Source organism: Burkholderia sp. Ac-20344, assembly GCF_017104975.1.
Taxonomy (GTDB): domain Bacteria; phylum Pseudomonadota; class Gammaproteobacteria; order Burkholderiales; family Burkholderiaceae; genus Burkholderia.
This window is the reverse complement of sequence record NZ_JAAGPP010000163.1, coordinates 1-17,571: the sequence shown is the minus strand read 5'-3', so window position 1 is coordinate 17,571 and position 17,571 is coordinate 1. Positions and strand designations below refer to the sequence as shown.

18 protein-coding genes and 1 pseudogene are annotated in these 17,571 nt (G+C 67.5%); 12 read left to right on the top strand and 7 right to left on the bottom strand.

The genetic code is table 11. From position 1 onward, the window contains the following. The 9 genes and pseudogenes from G3N64_RS40005 to G3N64_RS33400 form a co-directional block, all read left to right on the top strand. Positions 1-405: pseudogene (locus tag G3N64_RS40005) on the top strand (flagellar biosynthesis protein FlgA); the annotation flags it as partial. A 20-nt stretch (positions 406-425) separates the two neighbouring features. After that, positions 426-728: a hypothetical protein gene (locus G3N64_RS33435; RefSeq protein WP_205787979.1), complete on the top strand. Its 303-nt coding sequence runs from the start codon at positions 426-428 to the stop codon at positions 726-728. Between the two features lie 25 nt (positions 729-753). After that, the gene (locus tag G3N64_RS33430; RefSeq protein ID WP_205787978.1) at positions 754-2,025 is read left to right on the top strand and encodes a TadE/TadG family type IV pilus assembly protein; all 1,272 of its coding nucleotides are present in this window, start codon (positions 754-756) and stop codon (positions 2,023-2,025) included. A gap of 13 nt (positions 2,026-2,038) precedes the next feature. Beyond that, positions 2,039-2,572, top strand: a complete 534-nt coding sequence (locus G3N64_RS33425) for a TadE/TadG family type IV pilus assembly protein (RefSeq protein ID WP_205787977.1) — start codon at positions 2,039-2,041, stop codon at positions 2,570-2,572. Further along, the gene (locus G3N64_RS33420; protein ID WP_205787976.1) at positions 2,569-3,012 is read left to right on the top strand and encodes a TadE family protein; all 444 of its coding nucleotides are present in this window, start codon (positions 2,569-2,571) and stop codon (positions 3,010-3,012) included. The genes G3N64_RS33425 and G3N64_RS33420 overlap by 4 nt, the downstream gene beginning before the upstream one ends. A 22-nt stretch (positions 3,013-3,034) precedes the next feature. Further along, complete coding sequence (locus tag G3N64_RS33415; protein ID WP_205787975.1) at positions 3,035-4,243, top strand: AAA family ATPase; 1,209 nt, start codon at positions 3,035-3,037, stop codon at positions 4,241-4,243. An 18-nt stretch (positions 4,244-4,261) separates the two neighbouring features. Further along, the gene (locus G3N64_RS33410) at positions 4,262-5,629 is read left to right on the top strand and encodes a CpaF family protein (protein ID WP_205787974.1); all 1,368 of its coding nucleotides are present in this window, start codon (positions 4,262-4,264) and stop codon (positions 5,627-5,629) included. 33 nt (positions 5,630-5,662) lie between these two features. Then, positions 5,663-6,640, top strand: a complete 978-nt coding sequence (locus G3N64_RS33405; RefSeq protein WP_205787973.1) for a type II secretion system F family protein — start codon at positions 5,663-5,665, stop codon at positions 6,638-6,640. A 36-nt stretch (positions 6,641-6,676) separates the two neighbouring features. Continuing rightward, positions 6,677-7,663 (top strand): type II secretion system F family protein, encoded by a 987-nt coding sequence (locus tag G3N64_RS33400; protein ID WP_205787972.1) that lies wholly within the window; start codon positions 6,677-6,679, stop codon positions 7,661-7,663. Between the two features lie 390 nt (positions 7,664-8,053). Here G3N64_RS33400 and G3N64_RS33395 read toward each other — a convergent pair whose 3' ends face one another. The 6 genes from G3N64_RS33395 to G3N64_RS33370 all read right to left on the bottom strand — a co-directional run bounded on the left by G3N64_RS33395 (position 8,054) and on the right by G3N64_RS33370 (position 13,302). Further along, the gene (locus tag G3N64_RS33395; protein WP_241021333.1) at positions 8,054-8,272 is read right to left on the bottom strand and encodes a serine hydrolase; all 219 of its coding nucleotides are present in this window, start codon (positions 8,270-8,272) and stop codon (positions 8,054-8,056) included. A 121-nt stretch (positions 8,273-8,393) separates the two neighbouring features. Next, a complete protein-coding gene (locus G3N64_RS33390) occupies positions 8,394-9,350 on the bottom strand; it encodes a transporter (protein WP_205787971.1) in 957 nt (318 codons plus the stop codon). A 36-nt stretch (positions 9,351-9,386) separates the two neighbouring features. Beyond that, positions 9,387-9,914, bottom strand: coding sequence for a flavin reductase family protein (locus tag G3N64_RS33385; protein WP_205787970.1), 528 nt, complete (start codon positions 9,912-9,914; stop codon positions 9,387-9,389). A gap of 5 nt (positions 9,915-9,919) precedes the next feature. Continuing rightward, positions 9,920-11,158 (bottom strand): styrene monooxygenase/indole monooxygenase family protein, encoded by a 1,239-nt coding sequence (locus tag G3N64_RS33380; RefSeq protein WP_205787969.1) that lies wholly within the window; start codon positions 11,156-11,158, stop codon positions 9,920-9,922. Positions 11,159-11,225: 67 nt separating this feature from the next. Next, positions 11,226-12,014 carry an SDR family oxidoreductase gene (locus G3N64_RS33375; protein ID WP_205787968.1) on the bottom strand — a complete coding sequence of 263 codons (789 nt, stop codon included), beginning with the start codon at positions 12,012-12,014 and terminating at the stop codon, positions 11,226-11,228. 40 nt (positions 12,015-12,054) lie between these two features. After that, entirely contained in the window at positions 12,055-13,302 is a 1,248-nt protein-coding gene (locus G3N64_RS33370) for a dienelactone hydrolase family protein (protein ID WP_205787967.1), read from the bottom strand. 352 nt (positions 13,303-13,654) lie between these two features. Here G3N64_RS33370 and G3N64_RS33365 point away from each other — a divergent pair, with 352 nt between their 5' ends. Continuing rightward, the gene (locus G3N64_RS33365) at positions 13,655-14,680 is read left to right on the top strand and encodes an AraC family transcriptional regulator (RefSeq protein WP_205787966.1); all 1,026 of its coding nucleotides are present in this window, start codon (positions 13,655-13,657) and stop codon (positions 14,678-14,680) included. 28 nt (positions 14,681-14,708) lie between these two features. Then, positions 14,709-15,338, top strand: a complete 630-nt coding sequence (locus G3N64_RS33360; protein ID WP_346778854.1) for a GNAT family N-acetyltransferase — start codon at positions 14,709-14,711, stop codon at positions 15,336-15,338. A 25-nt stretch (positions 15,339-15,363) separates the two neighbouring features. Here G3N64_RS33360 and gcvA read toward each other — a convergent pair whose 3' ends face one another. Then, positions 15,364-16,242, bottom strand: a complete 879-nt coding sequence (gene gcvA / locus G3N64_RS33355; protein WP_205787980.1) for a transcriptional regulator GcvA — start codon at positions 16,240-16,242, stop codon at positions 15,364-15,366. 126 nt (positions 16,243-16,368) lie between these two features. Here gcvA and argH point away from each other — a divergent pair. After that, positions 16,369-17,571 (top strand): argininosuccinate lyase (gene argH / locus G3N64_RS33350; protein ID WP_205787965.1); only part of this gene is annotated, 1,203 nt, incomplete at its 3' end.

Here is a 17,571-nt window from a genome sequence, read left to right as displayed (position 1 = left end):
AGCGGCGCAGGTGGGAGCACGGGTGTCGCCGCCGGTGCCGGATGCGCCGGCTACGCGGCGCAACCGGCCGGCACGATGGTCGTGACGACCGTCCCGCCGCCGGCTCCTGCGCCTGCGCCAGCGCCGCGCCCTGTCTACGCAGCCGCCCGCATGAACGCCGGAACCGCATATGGCGCGCCGCGCGCCGCCGATCCGAATGCGATCGCAACGGTCGTCGCCGGCACGGCCGAGCCCGCATCGAATCCCGCACGGCCGGCCCCGCAGCCGGCCATCGCCGCGCGCCTCGCGGCGGCCGGCACCGACACGCCGGCCCAGTCGGCGGCGCGGCAGAAGCAGCGGGTTCCGGCGGCTGCACGGGCGCAGATTGCGCGCGTGAGCCCGGCACCCGAATCCAACGATCGTTGAAGCCATCCAAGGGGACGCTCATGAAATCCGCCTACCTCGTCATCGTGCGCCGCGCGGCGCTCGCCACACCGCTCGCGTTCGCGCTTGCCGGCTGCATGTCGTCGACCCCGGTGTGGGACACCCGCTTCGGCGATTCGGTCCGCGCCGTGACCCAGGCCCAGATCATCGACCCGCATGCCGCCGAACACGCGGCCACGGCGTCGGCGCCGGGCATCGACGGCAGTGCCGCCGCGGCCGCGCTCGACAACTACGACAAGTCGTTCAAGCAGACCGTGCCGCCCGCCAATGCGTTCGTGATCGGCATCGGCAAGGCCACCCAGTAACGACGGCACGCTCAGGGAGAACGCCATGAACAGCGCAGCCCGCTATCCGAAAGTCTTGCGTCACGGCCTGCATCGCCAGCGCGGTGCCGTCGCGATCATCGTCGGTCTCGCACTGGCGGTGATGATCGGGTTCGTCGGTCTCGCGCTGGATCTCGGCAAGCTGTACGTCACGCGCAGCGAATTGCAGAACAGCGCCGATGCCTGCGCGCTGTCGGCTGCGCGTGACCTGACTTCGGCCATCAGCCTGTCGGTGGCCGAGGCGGACGGCATCGCCGCCGGCCACCTGAACTTCGTGTTTTTCCAGAACAAGTCGGTGCAGATGTCGACGGACGCGAACGTCACGTTCAGCGACTCGCTGACCAACCCGTTCTTGGCGAAAAACGCGGTCACGACGCCGGCGAACATCAAGTACGTGCAGTGCACCGCCACGTTGAGCAACATCGCGCACTGGTTCATCGAGGTGCTGAACGTGCTGCCGGGCACGAAGCTCGCGAACGCGGCGGAAGTGTCGGCCAGCGCGATCGCCACCGTCGGCGGCGGGCAGACGACCTGCGCGATTCCGGTGTTCGTGTGCCGCGGCCCGTCCGATCCGGCGTACAAGGTGGGCGACTGGATCTCGTCGCCGTCCGGGTCGTCGTCGACCTACGGGCCCGGCAACTTCGGCTGGGCAGCGCTCGACGGTTCGACGAACGAAACCACGCTCTCCAACGAGCTGTCGGGCAACACCTGCAACATCAAGAGCCCGCCGGATCTCGCCACCACGGGCCTGAAGTCGGCGTCGCTGCGCGCCTGGAATACGCGCTTCGGCATCTATACGAACGGCGCGAACGGCTCGAGCGGCCAGCCCGACTTCACCGGCTACGCGTATGTCGGCCCGAACTACGGGCCGCCCGGAACGGCGGGCATCAAGGGCGATGCGTACACGCAGTTCGTGGCCGACCGTGCAGCCTTCAAGTCCTACCAGGGCGACGGCGCGCCGCCGACGGGCAGCGGGATCAACACCAAAGGCACCGCGACGGCGAGCAACTACCAGACTTTCGGCAGCGACCGCCGCGTCGCGCTCGCGCCGGAGGGCGACTGCTCGACGCTGTCGGGCAGCAGCGGCAAGGTGCACGTCACGCAATGGGATTGCGTGCTGATGCTCGATCCGCTGCCGTTCAGCGCCGGTAGCGGCCCGCTCGTCGCGCACCTCGAATACCTCGGTTCGTCGGTCTCCGGCAACAATCCGTGCGCGACGCACGGCTTGCCCGGCAGCGGCAGCGCGTCCGGGACCCAGGTCCCGATGCTCGTCCAATAGCGGAGAGAGGATCATGAAAAAGCCCCCGTTTCGCCGTTCGCGCACCCGTGGCGCTGTCGCCGTCGAGTTCGCGCTCGTGCTGATGCCGATGATCATGCTCGCGACCGGCGTGGCGGAGTTCGGCCGCGCGATCTACCAGTTCGAGACGCTGACCAAGGCGACGCGGAATGCCGCGCGCTACCTGTCGGTCTGGTTGCCGACCGACAGCGCGTATCCGGTGTCGCAGGCGCAGTGTCTCGTCGTCTACGGCAGCACGACGTGCGGCGCCGCCGGCACCGAGCTGGTGCCCGGGCTCACGACGTCGATGGTGACCATCTGCGACGCACAGCGCACCACCGGCTGCAGCGACGCGTCCGACCCGGCGCAGTTCGCTAACCTGCCGACCTACGACGCGAACAACAACGCGGCGAGCGGCACGGCGACGGGCGCGATCAACGTCGTCGAAGTGAAGATCTCGGGCTACCAGTACCAGCCGATCCCCGCGTTCCCGGGGTTGCCGTCGATCACCTTCAACAACATCGTCACCGTGATGAGGCAAGTGTCATGAGCGCGCGCCATGTCCCCCTGTCACGCCGGCGCACCCAGCGCGGTGCGGCGATCGTCGAGTTCGCGCTGATCGCGTCGGTACTGATCATGCTGCTGATCGGGATCTTCGAGTTCGGCCGCGTGCTGTTCTACTGGAGCACCGCGAGCGAGGCCGTGCGCCTCGGCGCACGCACGGCGGTGGTCTGCGACGTCAATGCGGCCGGCGTCGTGAAGCGCGTGAGATCGCTGCTGCCGCTGCTGTCGAACGCGAACGTATCGGTGAACTACTCGCCAGCAAGCTGCGACGTGAATTCGTGCGCGTTCGTGACCGTGAGCGTCACGAACGTCACGGTCAAGACGATGATCCCGTTCGTGAACGTCACGGTGAGGATGCCGCCGTTCACGACCACGCTGCCGCGCGAGAGCCTGACTTCCTCGACCGGCGGCGCCGCCTGCAATTAATTGAACAGACGAGGTACACGACATGATCAACATCCTCGTAGCTTCCGACGACACCGCGCGGCTCACGCAGATCGCGCGCCTGGTTGCCGACTGCGGACGCTATCGCGCGACACGCGCGACCGGCCGGCCGTCGCAGATCGAGCATCGCTCCGACGGGCTCGACGCGTTCGACATCCTGCTGATCGACGGCACGTCGCTCGAGCCTTCCGAGCTGTCCGCGATCGAGCGGATCTGCCGCGCGCACGCGAGCCTGACGTGCATTCTCGTGACGGCGGACACATCGCCGCACGTGTTGCTCGACGCGATGCGCGCGGGTGCGCGCGACGTGCTGCAGTGGCCGCTCGACACGCAGGCGCTCGGCAATGCACTCGAACGCGCGGCCGCGCAAAGCACGCGGCGCGACACCGACGATACGCGGATCGTATCGTTCATGTCGTGCAAGGGCGGGGCCGGCACGAGCTTCGCGGCCAGCAACATCGCGTTCGAGATCGCCGAAGGCTTCAAGCGCCGCGTGCTGCTGATCGACCTGAACCAGCAGTTCGCCGACGCGGCGTTCCTCGTCAGCGACGAAACCCCGCCGTCGACGCTGCCGCAGCTTTGCGCGCAGATCGAGCGGCTGGACAGCGCGTTCCTCGATGCGAGCGTCGCGCACGTGACGGAAAACTTCCACGTGCTCGCGGGCGCCGGCGATCCGGTCAAGGCCGCCGAGATGCGCGAGGACGCGCTCGAATGGATCCTGGGCGTCGCCGCGCCGCGCTACGACTTCGTGATCTTCGACGTCGGCGTCTGCATCAATCCGCTGTCGATGGTGGCGCTGGATCGCAGCGACCAGATCCAGCTCGTGATGCAGCCCACGATGCCGCACGTGCGGGCCGGCCGCAGGCTGCTGGAGATCCTCGTGTCGCTCGGCTACTCGACCGACCAGATGCGGCTGATCGTGAACCGTGCGACGCGCGCGAGCGACCGCACCCGCACCGCGCTCGAGGAAGTGCTCGGCCTGCACGCGGCCTGCACGATTCCCGACGATGCCGACACCGTGCTCGAAGCGATCAACCAGGGCCACCCCGTGTCGCGGCTCGCGCGCAGCACGGCAGTCGTTCGTGCATTGCAAGGGTATGCGAAGCAACTCGTCGACGGGGAGGTGCGCGCGGGGCACGGCACGACGCACAGCGAACCACTGATGTCCCGGCTTTTCGGCCGCAAGGCCACGCCGAAGCTCAAGTCCATGTAAATCTTTCGGGGAACCATCATGTCATTGCGCGAACAGATGTCCTTGCACCGGGCCCAGCCGCTGGCGGCGGGCAGCGAACCGTCCGGCCCGGCGCATTCGTCGGTGCGCGACGCATACCAGAAGCTGCGCCGCGAAATTCACCTGGCCGTGCTCGAACGCGTCGAGCTCGAGCGCCTGTCGCGGCTGCCGCAGGAATCGGTCCGCATGGAGATCGGTACGCTGATCTCGCGCATCCTCGACGAGGAGCGGCTGCCTGCGAACGACATCGAGCGGCGGCAGCTCGCGATCGACGTGTACGACGAGATGTTCGGCTTCGGCCCGCTCGAAGCGCTGCTGCGCGACCCCGGCATTTCCGACATCCTCGTGAACACGTACCGGCAGGTCTATGTCGAGCGCAGCGGCCAGCTCGAACTGACCGACGTGACGTTCTACGACGACGCACACCTGATGAAGGTGATCGAGAAGATCGTATCGCGCGTCGGGCGCCGCATCGACGAATCGAGCCCGATGGTCGATGCACGGCTGCCGGACGGCTCGCGCGTGAACGCGATCATCCCGCCGTCCGCGATCGACGGGCCGCTGATGTCGATCCGGCGCTTCGCGGTCAACCCGCTGAAGATGGACGACCTCGTGCGCTACCACAGCCTGACGCCGCCGATGGCCGAGCTGCTCGACGCACTGTCGCGCGCGAAGATCAACGTGCTCGTGTCGGGCGGCACCGGCAGCGGCAAGACGACGCTGCTCAACATCCTGTCCGGTTACATTCCGCGCAACGAGCGGATCGTGACGATCGAGGATGCCGCCGAGCTGCAGCTGCAGCAGCCGCACGTGCTGCGGCTCGAAACGCGCCCGCCGAACATCGAGGGCAAGGGCGAGATCACGCAGCGCACGCTGGTGCGCAACGCGCTGCGGATGCGCCCGGACCGGATCATCCTCGGCGAAGTGCGCGGCGCCGAAGCGCTCGACATGCTCAACGCGATGAACACCGGCCACGAAGGCTCGCTGGCGACGATCCACGCGAACACGCCGCGCGACGCGCTGACGCGGCTCGAGAACATGATCAGCGTTTCCGGCCTGACGCTGCCGCCGAAGACGATGCGCCAGCAGATCGCGTCGGCGATCTCGGTGGTCGTGCAGGCGGCGCGGCTGACCGACGGCAAGCGCAAGATCGTCAGCATCCAGGAACTGACCGGGATGGAAGGCGACATCATCAACATGCAGGAGATCTTCACGTTCAAGCGCACGGGCGTCGATCGCGACGGCTCGGTACGCGGCCACTTCTGCGCGACCGGCGTGCGGCCGAAGTTCGTCGAGCGGCTGCAGGCGTTCGGCATCAACTTGCCGGATTCGCTGTACGACCCGTCTCAGCGGTACGAGACGAACTGACGACAGGGTGCCGTTCGCTGCCGGGGAGGCTTCATGAACACGATCTTTTACGGTTTTGTGATTCTCACCTTCGTCGCGGTGGTGCTCGCGATCGAAGGGGGCTATCAATGGTGGAACGCGCGGCACGGTACGGCCGCGCGCCGGATCGAATCGCGCATTCGCTCGATGTCGGCCGGCGGCAACGTCCAGCAGGAACGGCTGTCGATCCTGAAGAAGCGGATGCTCGACGAATCGAAGCCGTTCGACCGGCTGTTGCTGCGCGTGCCGCGCGTGCACCGGCTCGATCTCGTGATCCAGCAGTCGGGCCTCGACTGGACGCTGCCGAAGCTGATCATGCTCAGTGCGATGTTCGTGGCGTTCACGTGGCTTGCGCTGAGCTTCGCGACGTTGCCGCAATTCGCCACGCTGCCGGTCGCGCTGTTCGCCGGATGCTGGCCGATGATGTACGTGATGCGCTGCCGCGGGAAGCGGATGCGCAAGCTCGAGCGGCAGTTGCCGGACATCTGCGACATGATCTCGCGTGCGCTGCGTTCCGGCCATTCGTTCACGAGCACGCTCGGAATGGTCGGCGACGAGTTTCCCGATCCGATGGGCGGCGAGTTCCGCGTCACGTTCGACGAGGTGAACTACGGCGTGTCGCTGCACGACGCGCTGATGAACCTCGCGACGCGCGTGCCGGTGCAGGACCTGCGCTACTTCGTGATCGCGGTGCTGATCCAGCGCGAGACGGGTGGCAACCTGGCCGAGCTGCTCGACTGCATCTCCGCGCTGATCCGCGAGCGCTTCAAGCTGTTCGACAAGGTGCGCGTGCTGTCGGCCGAAGGACGGCTGTCGGCATGGATTCTCGGGCTGCTGCCGTTCGGCACCGCCGCGGTGATGGCGCTGCTGAACCGCGAATTCCTGTCCGTGCTCTGGGAGGATCCGGCGGGGATCAGGATGGTCGGCGGGATGCTGGTGTCGATGCTGTTCGGGCTGTTCTGGATCCGCCGTATTGTCCGCATTCGCGTCTGACGCGCGAGTCGTATAACAAACCATTGCGAGGCTGTCATGCAAAATCTGAGCGTGGTCCAGGCCGTGATGCTGGGCGGCTTGTTCATCTTCGTGGCTGGCGGGGTACTCATCGCGATGCTGCTGTTCGCGCCGCGCAGCATCCAGCGCCGGCTCCAGCAGGCCGGCGGGGCCGGGGCGGGCGGGACTGCCGCGGCGGGCACGGGCGCCGGCGACGGCGACGACATGGCATCGCGCTGGGTCGCGAAGCTGGTCGAGCTGTCCACCCCGATCTCGAAGCTGTCGGTGCCGAAGGAGGGCTGGGAGAATTCGCCGCTGCGCATCCGGCTCATGAATGCCGGCTGGCGCAACCAGAGCGCGGCCGCGCTGTACTTCACCGCGAAGACTGCGCTCGCGCTCGGGCTGCCGTGCGCCGCGATGCTGATCCTGATCACGACGTCGCTCGGCGACGAGCGCGCGATCCTGTCGGTGATCCTCGTCGCGCTCGCCGGGATCGGCTACTACATCCCGAACATCGTGCTGTCGCAACGGGTCAAGGTGCGCCAGCAGAAGATCTTCGAGGATTTCCCGGATGCGCTCGACCTGCTGACGGTATGCGTCGAAGCGGGGCTCGGGCTCGATGCGGCGCTGATGAAGGTGAGCGAGGAACTGCGATTCAGCAGCGAGGTGGTCGCGAGCGAACTCGACCTGCTGCTGCTCGAGATGCGCTCCGGCTTCACGAAGGAGACGGCGCTGCGCAATCTCGCGCTGCGCACCGGCGTGGAGGACATCGAATCGTTCTGCGCGATGCTGATCCAGGCCGACCGGTTCGGCACGAGCATCAGCGAATCGCTGCGCGTGCTGTCCGACATGCTGCGCACGCGGCGGCGGATGCGCGCGGAGGAGCGGGCCGCGAAGATCGCGCTGAAGCTGCTGTTCCCGCTGATCTTCTGCATCTTCCCCGCGCTGATGCTGGTGCTGCTCGGGCCGGCGATGATTCACGTCTATCGCGTGCTGCTGCCGACGTTCGTGGGCATCGGGCAGTGAGCAACGGGTGCGCAACGTCGCGCACGTCGATAAAGGTTCGCGTGCCGGCCCCGACACACAGGGTGGCCGGCACGGTAACAGGCTTCATGGAGGCTCCCTCCCCAGGCGGCGCCGCGAGACAGGTTGACCATAGCGGCGTCAACGCATCCTGGACCCATGGTCGGCCATGGAGCGAGCCGTAGTCCACCGCCTTCACGGCTGCCCCCTACTGCTAACCTGAATGCCGGCGAAGTTTGCCGGCATCACGTTGTGCGCGGGTCTCGCGGTCATCGTGCCGGGCACCTCCGGCGCGTTTTCCTGCATGACGATGGTCTGGTGCAGCCCGCCATCGAGCTCCGCTGCAAACCGGGGCGCACTTCATGCCCGATCGCAAAGCTCGCCTTCACCGCATCACGGCCGTCCTTCGCTCGGCACCTCGGCCGCCTTGCTGAGCTCGCCCATGATGATCCGCGCGATTTCGTTGGCCGGTGCGCGTCCGTCGGGCGCGGCAGCCGTGTTCGCCCACATGACGATCGTCGTTTTCGTGACCGGGTCGTAGCCCATGAAGGTATTGAAGCCCGGTATCTCGCCCGTATGCCCGTAGAACGTGCCGAATTTGGCCAGGCCCAAGCAGTAGCTTGCCGACATCGGGTCGGACGGATCGATCGGCGTTCAACAGCCGCGTTCGGGCGGGCAGCACGCATGATTCGTCTGACGATATCAGCCGGGCCCGTTCACCCGGTCGCGGCCGTCACTGGAAGTGATGCACATACCGCAGGACCATCCGCGTGCCTTGCGGCCTGTTCCGCGCATAGGTCTCGAAATAGGCGTTGAACATCAGATGATCCTGCGGCGAGAAACTGACCATCGCCCCCGGGCCGATCGCGAACACGGCTTCTCGTGTGCCGGGCACGTCCTGCCCGTTTTCCTTCATGTCGGTGGTCTGGCGCAGCCAGTAGCCGTTGAGCCCCAGCCGCAGGCCGGGGCGCACTTCGTACTCGGTCGCGAAGTTCGCGTGGATGGCCTGGCCGGCCTGCGTCGACGTCACGTCGGGGCCGAGCGACGTGGCCGGCTGGTGGTGGGTCGCGTTCCACAAATAGTGCAGCCGCCACGACACGGTCCACTTCGGCGTGAGCCATAGCGTTGCCGCCCAGTACGGATCGAACGACCAGAAATGGCTGCCGGGGTTGATCGCGCGCGACGGGTCGTACGCGCCGGTCGGCGCGATGAACTGGAATTCCACCCGCTGCGCGAAGCGCGGGCCCTGCGCGCCCATCACCGGGTCGAACTGGATGAACGGGCCGACCAGCAGGTCGCCGAAGCCGGCACGCGCATTCAGCGCGACGTTGCCGATGCCGTCGTCGGTCCGCGCGGACGCGATCCACGGCAGGATCACGTCGAGGCCGGGGTGCATGCCCGCGAACGTCAGCGGCGACTGATAGACGAGCTGGCTCAGCCCCGCGAACAGGTCGATGTCCTGCTTCGGCAGCCCGACCTTGTTGCCCGCATTGTCGTTGACGCGGCCGGACGTGTAGTACTGCAGGTACTGCGTGCCGTACCAGCCGGAGCCGGCCGGCGGCATGCCGTCGAGGAAGCTGGTCATGCCGAGGTTGACCGCCGGCAGGTCGGCTGCGCCGGCCGGCGCGCTGCCGGCCACGCCGGCGATCGTGAGGCCTGCGACGACGAGCACGCGAGAGCCGAATTTCATGTTCACCACCTCCTGTCGATTTATTGGTATAACTAATCAAACGGCACGAAAAAGATCGGGGTGATCGGCGATCGCCCGATACTGGCCGGCGTGGAACACGAGCGGCGCCTTTCCGAACGTGTCGAACTGTTCGATCTGGCCGATGAAGAGCAGGTGATCGCCGCCTTCGTAATGACCGACGTTGCGGCACACGAAGCGCGCGCTCGCGCCGTCGAGGCAGGGCACCCCGCCGGTCTCCGAATCCACGTGAAGCACGCCGTCGAACTTGTCGGCGCTGGGCGTCGCGAAGCGGCGCGACAGGGCGATCTGGTCGTGCGCGAGGATGTTGATCGCGAAATGGGTGGCCGCGACGAAATCCGGGCGGCTCGGCGCGACCTTGCGCAGGCTCCACAGCACGAGCGGCGGATCGAGCGACAGCGACGAGAACGAATTGGCGGTGAGGCCCACCTTGCGTCCGTCGGCTGCACACGTGGTGATCACGGTGACGCCGGTCGGGAATTGCCCGAACGCGGCGCGCAGTTGCATCGGGTCGAGGGCCGGGCGATCGATAGCGGTCGTTTCCATGCCGGTTACTCCGCGCGCACGCTGTGTTCGCGGATCATCGCCGCGCAGGCCGACGGCTCGAACCACCACGGCGCGAACCGGCGCGGATCGTCGAAGCCGTCGACGATCGCCGCGGCGAGCGACGGCAACTGGCCGGCCGCGCCGAGCAGTTCGAGGATGTGCGGCGGTGGCGGCGTGAGCAGCGAGTTGGTCCAGCGCACGACATGCTGCGCATAGGCCCAGTAGCCTTCGAACGTCTGCTGCATCCAGTCTTCGCCGAACGGCGCGGTATCGCGCGCGACGATCGCGTCGAAATAGGCCTTCGCGCATTTCGCGGCGTTGTTCGATCCCTGGCCGGTGATCGGATCGTTGACGACCACCGCATCGGCCATCCCGAACACCGTGCGGCCCGATGGCAGCCGGAAGAACGGCTTGCGCACCGTCGGCGCGAAGCGCCCGGCCAGCGTGCCGTTCGAATCGGTGAGCTCGACGTCGCGGCTGCGTTCGAATTCCCACGGCACGTAGTGCTGCAGGAACGACAGGCTCCGGTCCAGATGCTGCTCGGGCGTCTTCACGTCGGCCCAGCAGTCGAGCGGGCCGCCCGGAATGCCTTCGAACACCATGATTTCGCACGGGCCCGTCGTGGTCAGCGCCGGGAACACGAAATACTCGCCGATGCCGGGCAGCAGGTTGAAGCGCACACGCGAATACGGCTGGCTCGGCGTCATCCCTTTCACGTAGGTGAGGGCCAGCGCGCGCTGCGGGCGGTCGAACGCGCTGCGCGCGTCGTCGCGGCCGAGCAGGTTGACGATCTCGCCCTTGCCGGCGGCGAGCAGCACGAGGTCGTGGCTGCGCGCCAGTTCCTCGAGTTCGGGCACGCCGACGTCGCCAATGCGCACGTCCGCGCCGCGGCGCCGCACGCCGTCGAGCCAGTCGGCCATTTTCACGCGCTGGTCGACCGATTGCGCATAGCGGGTCAGCCGCGACGACCAGTCGATCGCCTTGCGGCCGTTGCCGTCCGGATGCGGCACCGCGATGCCGATCCCTTCGACGGACGGGCACGCTTCCTCCCAGGTGTTCAGGCCGAGGTCGCGCTCGATCTGCAGCGCCGTATGGAACATGCACTGGCTCGACATGACCTTGCCCGTGCGGATCTGTTCGGCATCGCGATTGGTCGCGAGCGTGACGTGGTAGCCCTGGTCGAGCAGGGCGAAGGCGAGTTGCAGGCCGGACTGGCCGGCGCCGACGATGGCGATGCGTCTCATGGTGATGTCCTTGGTTGGCCGGATGCCGGCCGGAAGAAGGGTTGCGAAAAGCGGCGGCGGGCAGCGTTCATTCCGCGAGACGTGGAATGGCCGGCACCGCCTGTTCGGGGCCCATCGCGGAATAGCCGCCATCCACCGCGTAGTCGGCGCCCGTCACGAAGCTCGCCGCGTCGCTGCACAGGAACGTCACGACCTGCGCGACCTCGGACGGATCGCCGACGCGGCCGAGCAGGTGGAACGGCGCGGCGACGCGGTCGGTCTTCGCACGGTCGCCGTGCGTCATCGCGTCCATCACGCGCGACCACGTCCACCCGGGCGACACCGAGTTGACGCGAATGCGGTCGGGCGCGAGATCCATCGCCATGCTGCGCGTGAGCTGGCGGATCGCCGCCTTGGAGGTCGGGTACAGCCAGCGGCCGGTTTGCGCGCACTGGGCCGAGATCGAGCTGAAGTTCACGATCGCGCCGCCGCCGCGCCGGACCAGGTGCGGATGCACGGCCTTGGCGAGCATCGCCGCCGACACGACGTTGACGTCCATCGCGGCGAGCCAGTCGTTGCGGGTCGCCTGGATGCCGTTGTCGACGTAGCTGCACGCGAGGTTGACGAGCACGTCGATCGCGCCGAACCGCTCGACGATGGCCGCGACCGCGTGCTCGATCGCGCGATCGTCGGTGATGTCGAGCGCGACGAACATCGCCCGTTCGCCGAGCGAATCGGCCACGCGCGCGCCGTTCTCGGCATCGAGATCGAGAATCGCGACGCACGCACCGGCGCGGCTCAGGTCCTGCGCGACCGCGGCGCCGATCAGCGTGGCGCCGCCGGTGACGATCGCGACTTTGCCAGCAAGGGCAGTCATGGGGTGTCTCCGGAAATCGTTGGGTGAGGGAGGGGCCGCGTCAACGCGCACCCGTCGACGGCTCGCTGTCCTGCCAGCGGCGCATCAGGCCGTTCGACGGCACGGTTTCGTCGAGCAGCTTGCGGGCCGTCTCGACGCCTGCGACCGGCAGGCCGGCCGGATCGAGCAGGCCGATCTGCACGAGCACGCTCGCCTGGTCCCAGTAGATGTGCTCGTGATAGAGCTTGTCGCCGCGAAACTTGACGATCGCGACGAGCGGAATCTCGACGCGCTTGCCGGTCGGCGCGACGCCCGGCAGCATCCAGTCGATCTCGGTCGTGTGCGTGAAGCAGAACAGCAGTTCGTCGACGATCTGGCTCGCGCCGATCGTGCGCGAGATCGGCGTGATCGTCGTGTCGGGCGGATTCGCGTGCACGAAATGATGCGTGTAGAAGCGCTTGAGCGCGTCGTAGCCGACGCCGCCCGTTAGCGTCGGAATATGGTTGACGTACGGTTCGGCAACCATCGTCGCCATTGTTGCATCGACGTTGCGCGTGTCGAATTCGTGCTTGAGGTGCGCTTCCCACAGTGTGGACAGGTCGTAGCGCGGGCCGAGCGCGGCACGGAACGCGGCGATCGCGCGCTGGTGGGCCATCACCGCGGCGGCCTTGTCGAAATGATCGCCGCCGACGCGCGCGAACGCATGATCGACGCCCGGATACACATACACTTCGACACCGTCGCGCCCGGCGAGCGCGTCGGCAATGCGTTGCTGCGCGTCGGGCGGGCAGAAGCGGTCCTGCCCCGCAATCTGCAGCACGAGCCGGCCGTGCTGGTGCGACGCCTCGTCGAGCGCCTGCTCGATGCCCACGCCGTAGTAGCTGACGGCCGCGGCCACGCCGGGCAGCCGGCACGCGGCGAGATACGCGAGCTTGCCGCCGAGGCAGTAGCCGAGCACGCCGGTTTCGCCCGTGCATTCCGGCAGCTGCCTGAGCACACCCAGCGCGGCGCCGATGTCCTCGACACCCTTGTTCTCGTCGTATTCGCGGTAAAGGGCCATCGCGCGCTCGGCATCGGCCGATGCATAACCGAGTTCGATGCCCGGCGCCTGGCGCCAGAACAGGTCGGGCACGAGCACCGTATAGCCTTCCTCCGCGTAGTAGTCGGCCGCCTCCCGCATCGTCGCGTTCGCGCCGAAGATCTCGTGGCACAGCACGATGCCCGGCCCCGTGCCGCCGGCCGGCGTGCTCAGGTAAGCGCGAAACGTGCCGCCATCCGGCGACGGAATCTCGATGTGACGTCCTTTCATATGTCCCTCCATTCGTTTCATTGCTGCGACGGGCCCAGTATTGGCGGACGAAAAGGGCGTTTCTATCCGCTTTCTTCGGCCGGTATCCGCGAATTCCGGAAACCTGAGGCACCGGCCGCCGCGCGTGGGCGGGCGCACGGCTGACTGCGGGTATGTGCGGATGCGGAATGCCCGCACAGTTTTCTACGATGCGCGAACGGTCCGCTTCTTGCGTCATTTGCGCGGGACTTGCGCGTTTTGGCGGCCGGACTGTCCGGATACGCCGGGCGCTATCCGGATCGTGCGGCCGATGCCCCCATACCGGGAACGCATGCACGGCGCGAGTGCAATCGAGCACGACGGGAGAACATCGATGGCGCAATTTTCCGAAACGGGCTGGCTGGCCGACGCCGCCTGTTTCAATCACGGCAACCTGCTGCTGCAGTCGAACGACGTCGACGAGGTGCGCGCACGCGTCGCCGACGTATTCAAGCCGCACCGGCTCACGCCGACCGGCGCATCGCGCGCGCTGCACAGCTGCATGCATCATGCGCGCTGGGGCAACCTGTCGTTGAACCTGCTCGATTATGGCGGTGGCGTCAGCATCGAGCCCGGGCCGCTCGAGCACTTCTTCCTGTTGCAGATCCCGCTGCGCGGCGACGCGGAGATCGAATGCGGCTCGGCGCGTTTCGTGTCGTCGCCGGGCACGGCGTCGCTGATCTCGCCGACGCTGTCGCTGAAGATGCGTTGGGGCGATGCGTGCCCGCAAGTCATCCTGCGCATCGAGCGCGAAGTGATGGAGCGCCACGCGCAGCGGCATTTCGGCGACGACCGGCGCGCGCCGGTCGAATTCGAGCCGGAATTCAGCCTGTCGTCGCAGCAGGGGACGTGCTTGGCGCAGATGCTGCCGATCCTCGCCGGCGCGATCGCGACGGACGCGCATCCGCTGCGTCACCCGCTCGCGTTCGAGCAGCTCGAATCGACGCTGCTCAACCTGCTGCTGCACGGCCACCCGAACAGCGCGCGCAACGGCACGCGGCGCCTGCCGGTGGCGCTCGCGCCGTTCTACGTGCGGCGCGTCGAGGACTACGTCCGCGCGCATCTCGACGAGCCGCTGACGATCGAGCGGCTCGCCGAACTCGCCGGCGTCAGCCCGAGCACGCTGTTCGCCGGCTTTCGCCATCGCCACGGGATCACCCCGATGGGCTTCGTGCGGCAGTTGCGGCTGCAACATGTGCGGGAGGAACTGCTGGACGACGCGTCGCCGGGGCTCGCATCGGTCACGGACATCGCGCTGAAATGGGGCTTCGCGCACCTCGGACGGTTCGCGATCGAGTACAAGCGGGCGTTCGGCGAGTCGCCGTCGGCGACGCTCAGGATGCGGCGCGGGCGGAACTGACGAAGGACACGGCGGGCCTGGCCGGCACGTGTCAGACGCGACCGGTCATTCGACATCGCTGCCCGGATCGCCGACAATTCGTTCCGCACACCGAGCTCATCTGTCCACGTCGTCCGGGAGCGACATCGTGACTGCCGTATCCATCAGGCCCGCCCATCTCGACGATGCGCAGGCGATCGCCGATTTTCACGTCAAGGTCTGGCGGCATACCTACAGCGATCTCGCGCCGGCGGAAGCGCACGCTGTCCTCGACGAACGCTATCGCGGCAGGACATGGCGGGAAAAGCTGTCATCGAATGACGCGCGCCAGCTCGTGCTCATTGCGGAGGTCGACGCCGGGATCGTCGGAATCGGCGCGGCCGGCGCGCCGTCGGAATCGATCTTCGAGGGCCGCGGCGAGATCAAATTCCTGTATGTCGATCCCGGGTACAAGCGGCGCGGCATCGGCCGTCAGTTGCTGGCGCGGCTGGCGATGCATTTGAGCCGGTTGGGCTACCGCGGAGCCGCGTTGAGCGTCGTCAACGGAAACGACGCTGCGATCGCATTCTATGGAGCGCTGAATGGCCGGATTGCCGGCGAGTACGTCGATCCGGGGCCGATCTGGCGGTCGCACAACATCGTGATGGTGTGGGACGAGCTGGCGAGTCTCGCGACCTGAGCCCGGCCTCGCGTCGCGACGTGCGTCACGCGAGGCGCGCGCGCAGCCACGACGTGAACGCGGTCACGAGCGGCGAATCGGCCAGCTCCTGACGCGTGACGAGATAGTAGGCGTGACGTGACGGCACCGTGGCGCTGAACGGCCGCACGAGCGTGCCGTCGATCAGGTCGTCGCGCACCGACAGGCTGTCGCCGAGCGCCACGCCTTGCCCGTGCACCGCGGCTTCGACGCCGATGTGCGCGTTGCCGATTTCGAGAATGCGGATGCCCGGCAACTGATCGGCATTCGCTTCCGCCAGCCAGCGCATCCACGACCCGGCATGCTCGCAGAACAGCGTGCGGCCCGCGAGATCCTGCACCTTGCGGATCGCGTCCGGCCCGTTCATCAAGGCCGGGCTCACGACCGGGAACAGCGCCGGATGCGCGAGCAGCTCGACATGCCGGTTGCGCCAGTTGCCTTCCCCGTAGCGAATGCAGACGTCGACGTCGGGCGAATAGATCTCGCGATCGTCGTTCGACGGAATCACTTTCAGGTGGATGCCCGGGTAGCGCTCCAGAAAATCGCCGATGTGCCTGGCGAGCCAGCGCGACGTCAGCGACAGCGGCGTCGACACGACGAGGTCGCCGGCGGCGGCCGGCGAATCGAGCCTGACGGTGGCATTCGCGATCATGTCGAACGCGGCGCCGACCGGCTCCAGCAGCGCCTCGCCCTCCGGCGTGAGCTTCACGCGCGCCTTTGATCTGACGAAAAGCGCGACGCCCAGCGTGCTTTCGAGGATCCGGATCTGGTGGCTGACCGCGCTCGCGGTCACGTGCAGTTCGTCGGCGGCGGCCGACACGCTGCCGCGCCGGGCGGCGGCTTCGAACGCGCGAAGCGGGTTCAGCGGGGGCAGGCGGTTGCGCATCGGCAGGCGCGTCGAACGACGCTGTGCTGAGAAAAATTTCATTTAAGCGGATTCAATTTCTCGCTACAACAAAAAAAATTGAATGCCTACAGTGGGGGCAATCCAACCGAGTCGAGGTCGACCGCAATGAGCCTTACCGAACCGATCGAACGCCTGTGGGGCGGACGCTTCCAGTCGGAACCGTCCGACGCGCTGTTGAACCTGTCCCGCTCCGATCCGAGTTTCTTCCGTCTCGTGCCGTACGACCTGGCAGGCTCCCGCGCGCATGCCCGCGAGTTGAACCGCGCAGGCATCCTGAACGACGACGAACTCGCGCAACTGCTGGCCGCGATGGACGGCATCGCGCGCGACTACGCGGCCGGTGCGATCGCGCCGTCGCTTGCCGACGAGGACGTGCACACCTTCCTCGAGCGCGTGCTCACGCAGCGGCTGCCGGCGCTGGGCGGCAAGCTGCGCGCCGGGCGTTCGCGCAACGACCAGGCGGCGAACGACCTGCGCCTGTACCTGCGCGACAAGGCGCGCCAGCTGGTGCGCGGCGTGCTCGACCTGCAGGACGCGCTGGTCGGCCAGGCGAGCCGGCACGTCGACACGGTGACGGCCGGATTCACCCACCTGCAGCCGGCCCAGCCGATCGTGTTCGGCCATCAGTTGCTCGCGCACGCGCAGTCGCTGTATCGCGACGCCGACCGCCTGGTCGACTGGGACCGCCGCACTGCGCGTTCGCCGCTCGGTGCGGCCGCGCTCGCGGGCTCGGCGATCTGCGTGCGCCCCGAGCTGTCCGCGCAGGAGCTCGGTTACGACGCGCCGTGCGAGAACTCGATCGACGCGGTGGCCGCCCGCGATCACGTCGCCGAATTCGCGTTCGTCACGAGCATGCTGGCCGTCAACCTGTCCCGCCTGTCGGAAGAAGTGATCCTGTGGACGTCGCGGCAATTCCGCTGGGTGGAACTCGACGACGGCTATGCGACGGGCAGCTCGATCATGCCGCAGAAGAAGAACCCGGACATCGCGGAACTCACGCGCGGCAAGGCGGGGCGCCTGATCGGCAACCTCACGGGCCTGCTTGCGACGCTGAAATCGCTGCCGCTCGCGTACAACCGCGATCTCGCGGAAGACAAGATCGCCGCATTCGATTCGATCGACACGCTCGAACTCGTGCTGCCGGCGATGGCGGGGATGATCCGCACGATGCGCGTGAACGTCGACGAGATGCGCCGCCAGGCGCCGCTCGGCTTCACGCTCGCGACCGAGGTCGCGGACTGGCTCGCGCTGACGGGCGTGCCGTTCAGCGAAGCGCACGAGATCACCGGCACGCTCGTGCGCGCGTGG

What these genes read in the sequence shown, in the direction of transcription:
- G3N64_RS33435 (WP_205787979.1), top strand. Translation starts at nt 426, where the DNA reads ATGAAATCCGCCTACCTCGTCATCGTGCGCCGCGCGGCGCTCGCCACA.
- G3N64_RS33430 (WP_205787978.1), top strand. Translation starts at nt 754, where the DNA reads ATGAACAGCGCAGCCCGCTATCCGAAAGTCTTGCGTCACGGCCTGCAT.
- G3N64_RS33425 (WP_205787977.1), top strand. Translation starts at nt 2,039, where the DNA reads ATGAAAAAGCCCCCGTTTCGCCGTTCGCGCACCCGTGGCGCTGTCGCC.
- G3N64_RS33420 (WP_205787976.1), top strand. Translation starts at nt 2,569, where the DNA reads ATGAGCGCGCGCCATGTCCCCCTGTCACGCCGGCGCACCCAGCGCGGT.
- G3N64_RS33415 (WP_205787975.1), top strand. Translation starts at nt 3,035, where the DNA reads ATGATCAACATCCTCGTAGCTTCCGACGACACCGCGCGGCTCACGCAG.
- G3N64_RS33410 (WP_205787974.1), top strand. Translation starts at nt 4,262, where the DNA reads ATGTCATTGCGCGAACAGATGTCCTTGCACCGGGCCCAGCCGCTGGCG.
- G3N64_RS33405 (WP_205787973.1), top strand. Translation starts at nt 5,663, where the DNA reads ATGAACACGATCTTTTACGGTTTTGTGATTCTCACCTTCGTCGCGGTG.
- G3N64_RS33400 (WP_205787972.1), top strand. Translation starts at nt 6,677, where the DNA reads ATGCAAAATCTGAGCGTGGTCCAGGCCGTGATGCTGGGCGGCTTGTTC.
- G3N64_RS33390 (WP_205787971.1), bottom strand. Translation starts at nt 9,350, where the DNA reads ATGAAATTCGGCTCTCGCGTGCTCGTCGTCGCAGGCCTCACGATCGCC.
- G3N64_RS33385 (WP_205787970.1), bottom strand. Translation starts at nt 9,914, where the DNA reads ATGGAAACGACCGCTATCGATCGCCCGGCCCTCGACCCGATGCAACTG.
- G3N64_RS33380 (WP_205787969.1), bottom strand. Translation starts at nt 11,158, where the DNA reads ATGAGACGCATCGCCATCGTCGGCGCCGGCCAGTCCGGCCTGCAACTC.
- G3N64_RS33375 (WP_205787968.1), bottom strand. Translation starts at nt 12,014, where the DNA reads ATGACTGCCCTTGCTGGCAAAGTCGCGATCGTCACCGGCGGCGCCACG.
- G3N64_RS33370 (WP_205787967.1), bottom strand. Translation starts at nt 13,302, where the DNA reads ATGAAAGGACGTCACATCGAGATTCCGTCGCCGGATGGCGGCACGTTT.
- G3N64_RS33365 (WP_205787966.1), top strand. Translation starts at nt 13,655, where the DNA reads ATGGCGCAATTTTCCGAAACGGGCTGGCTGGCCGACGCCGCCTGTTTC.
- gcvA (WP_205787980.1), bottom strand. Translation starts at nt 16,242, where the DNA reads ATGCGCAACCGCCTGCCCCCGCTGAACCCGCTTCGCGCGTTCGAAGCC.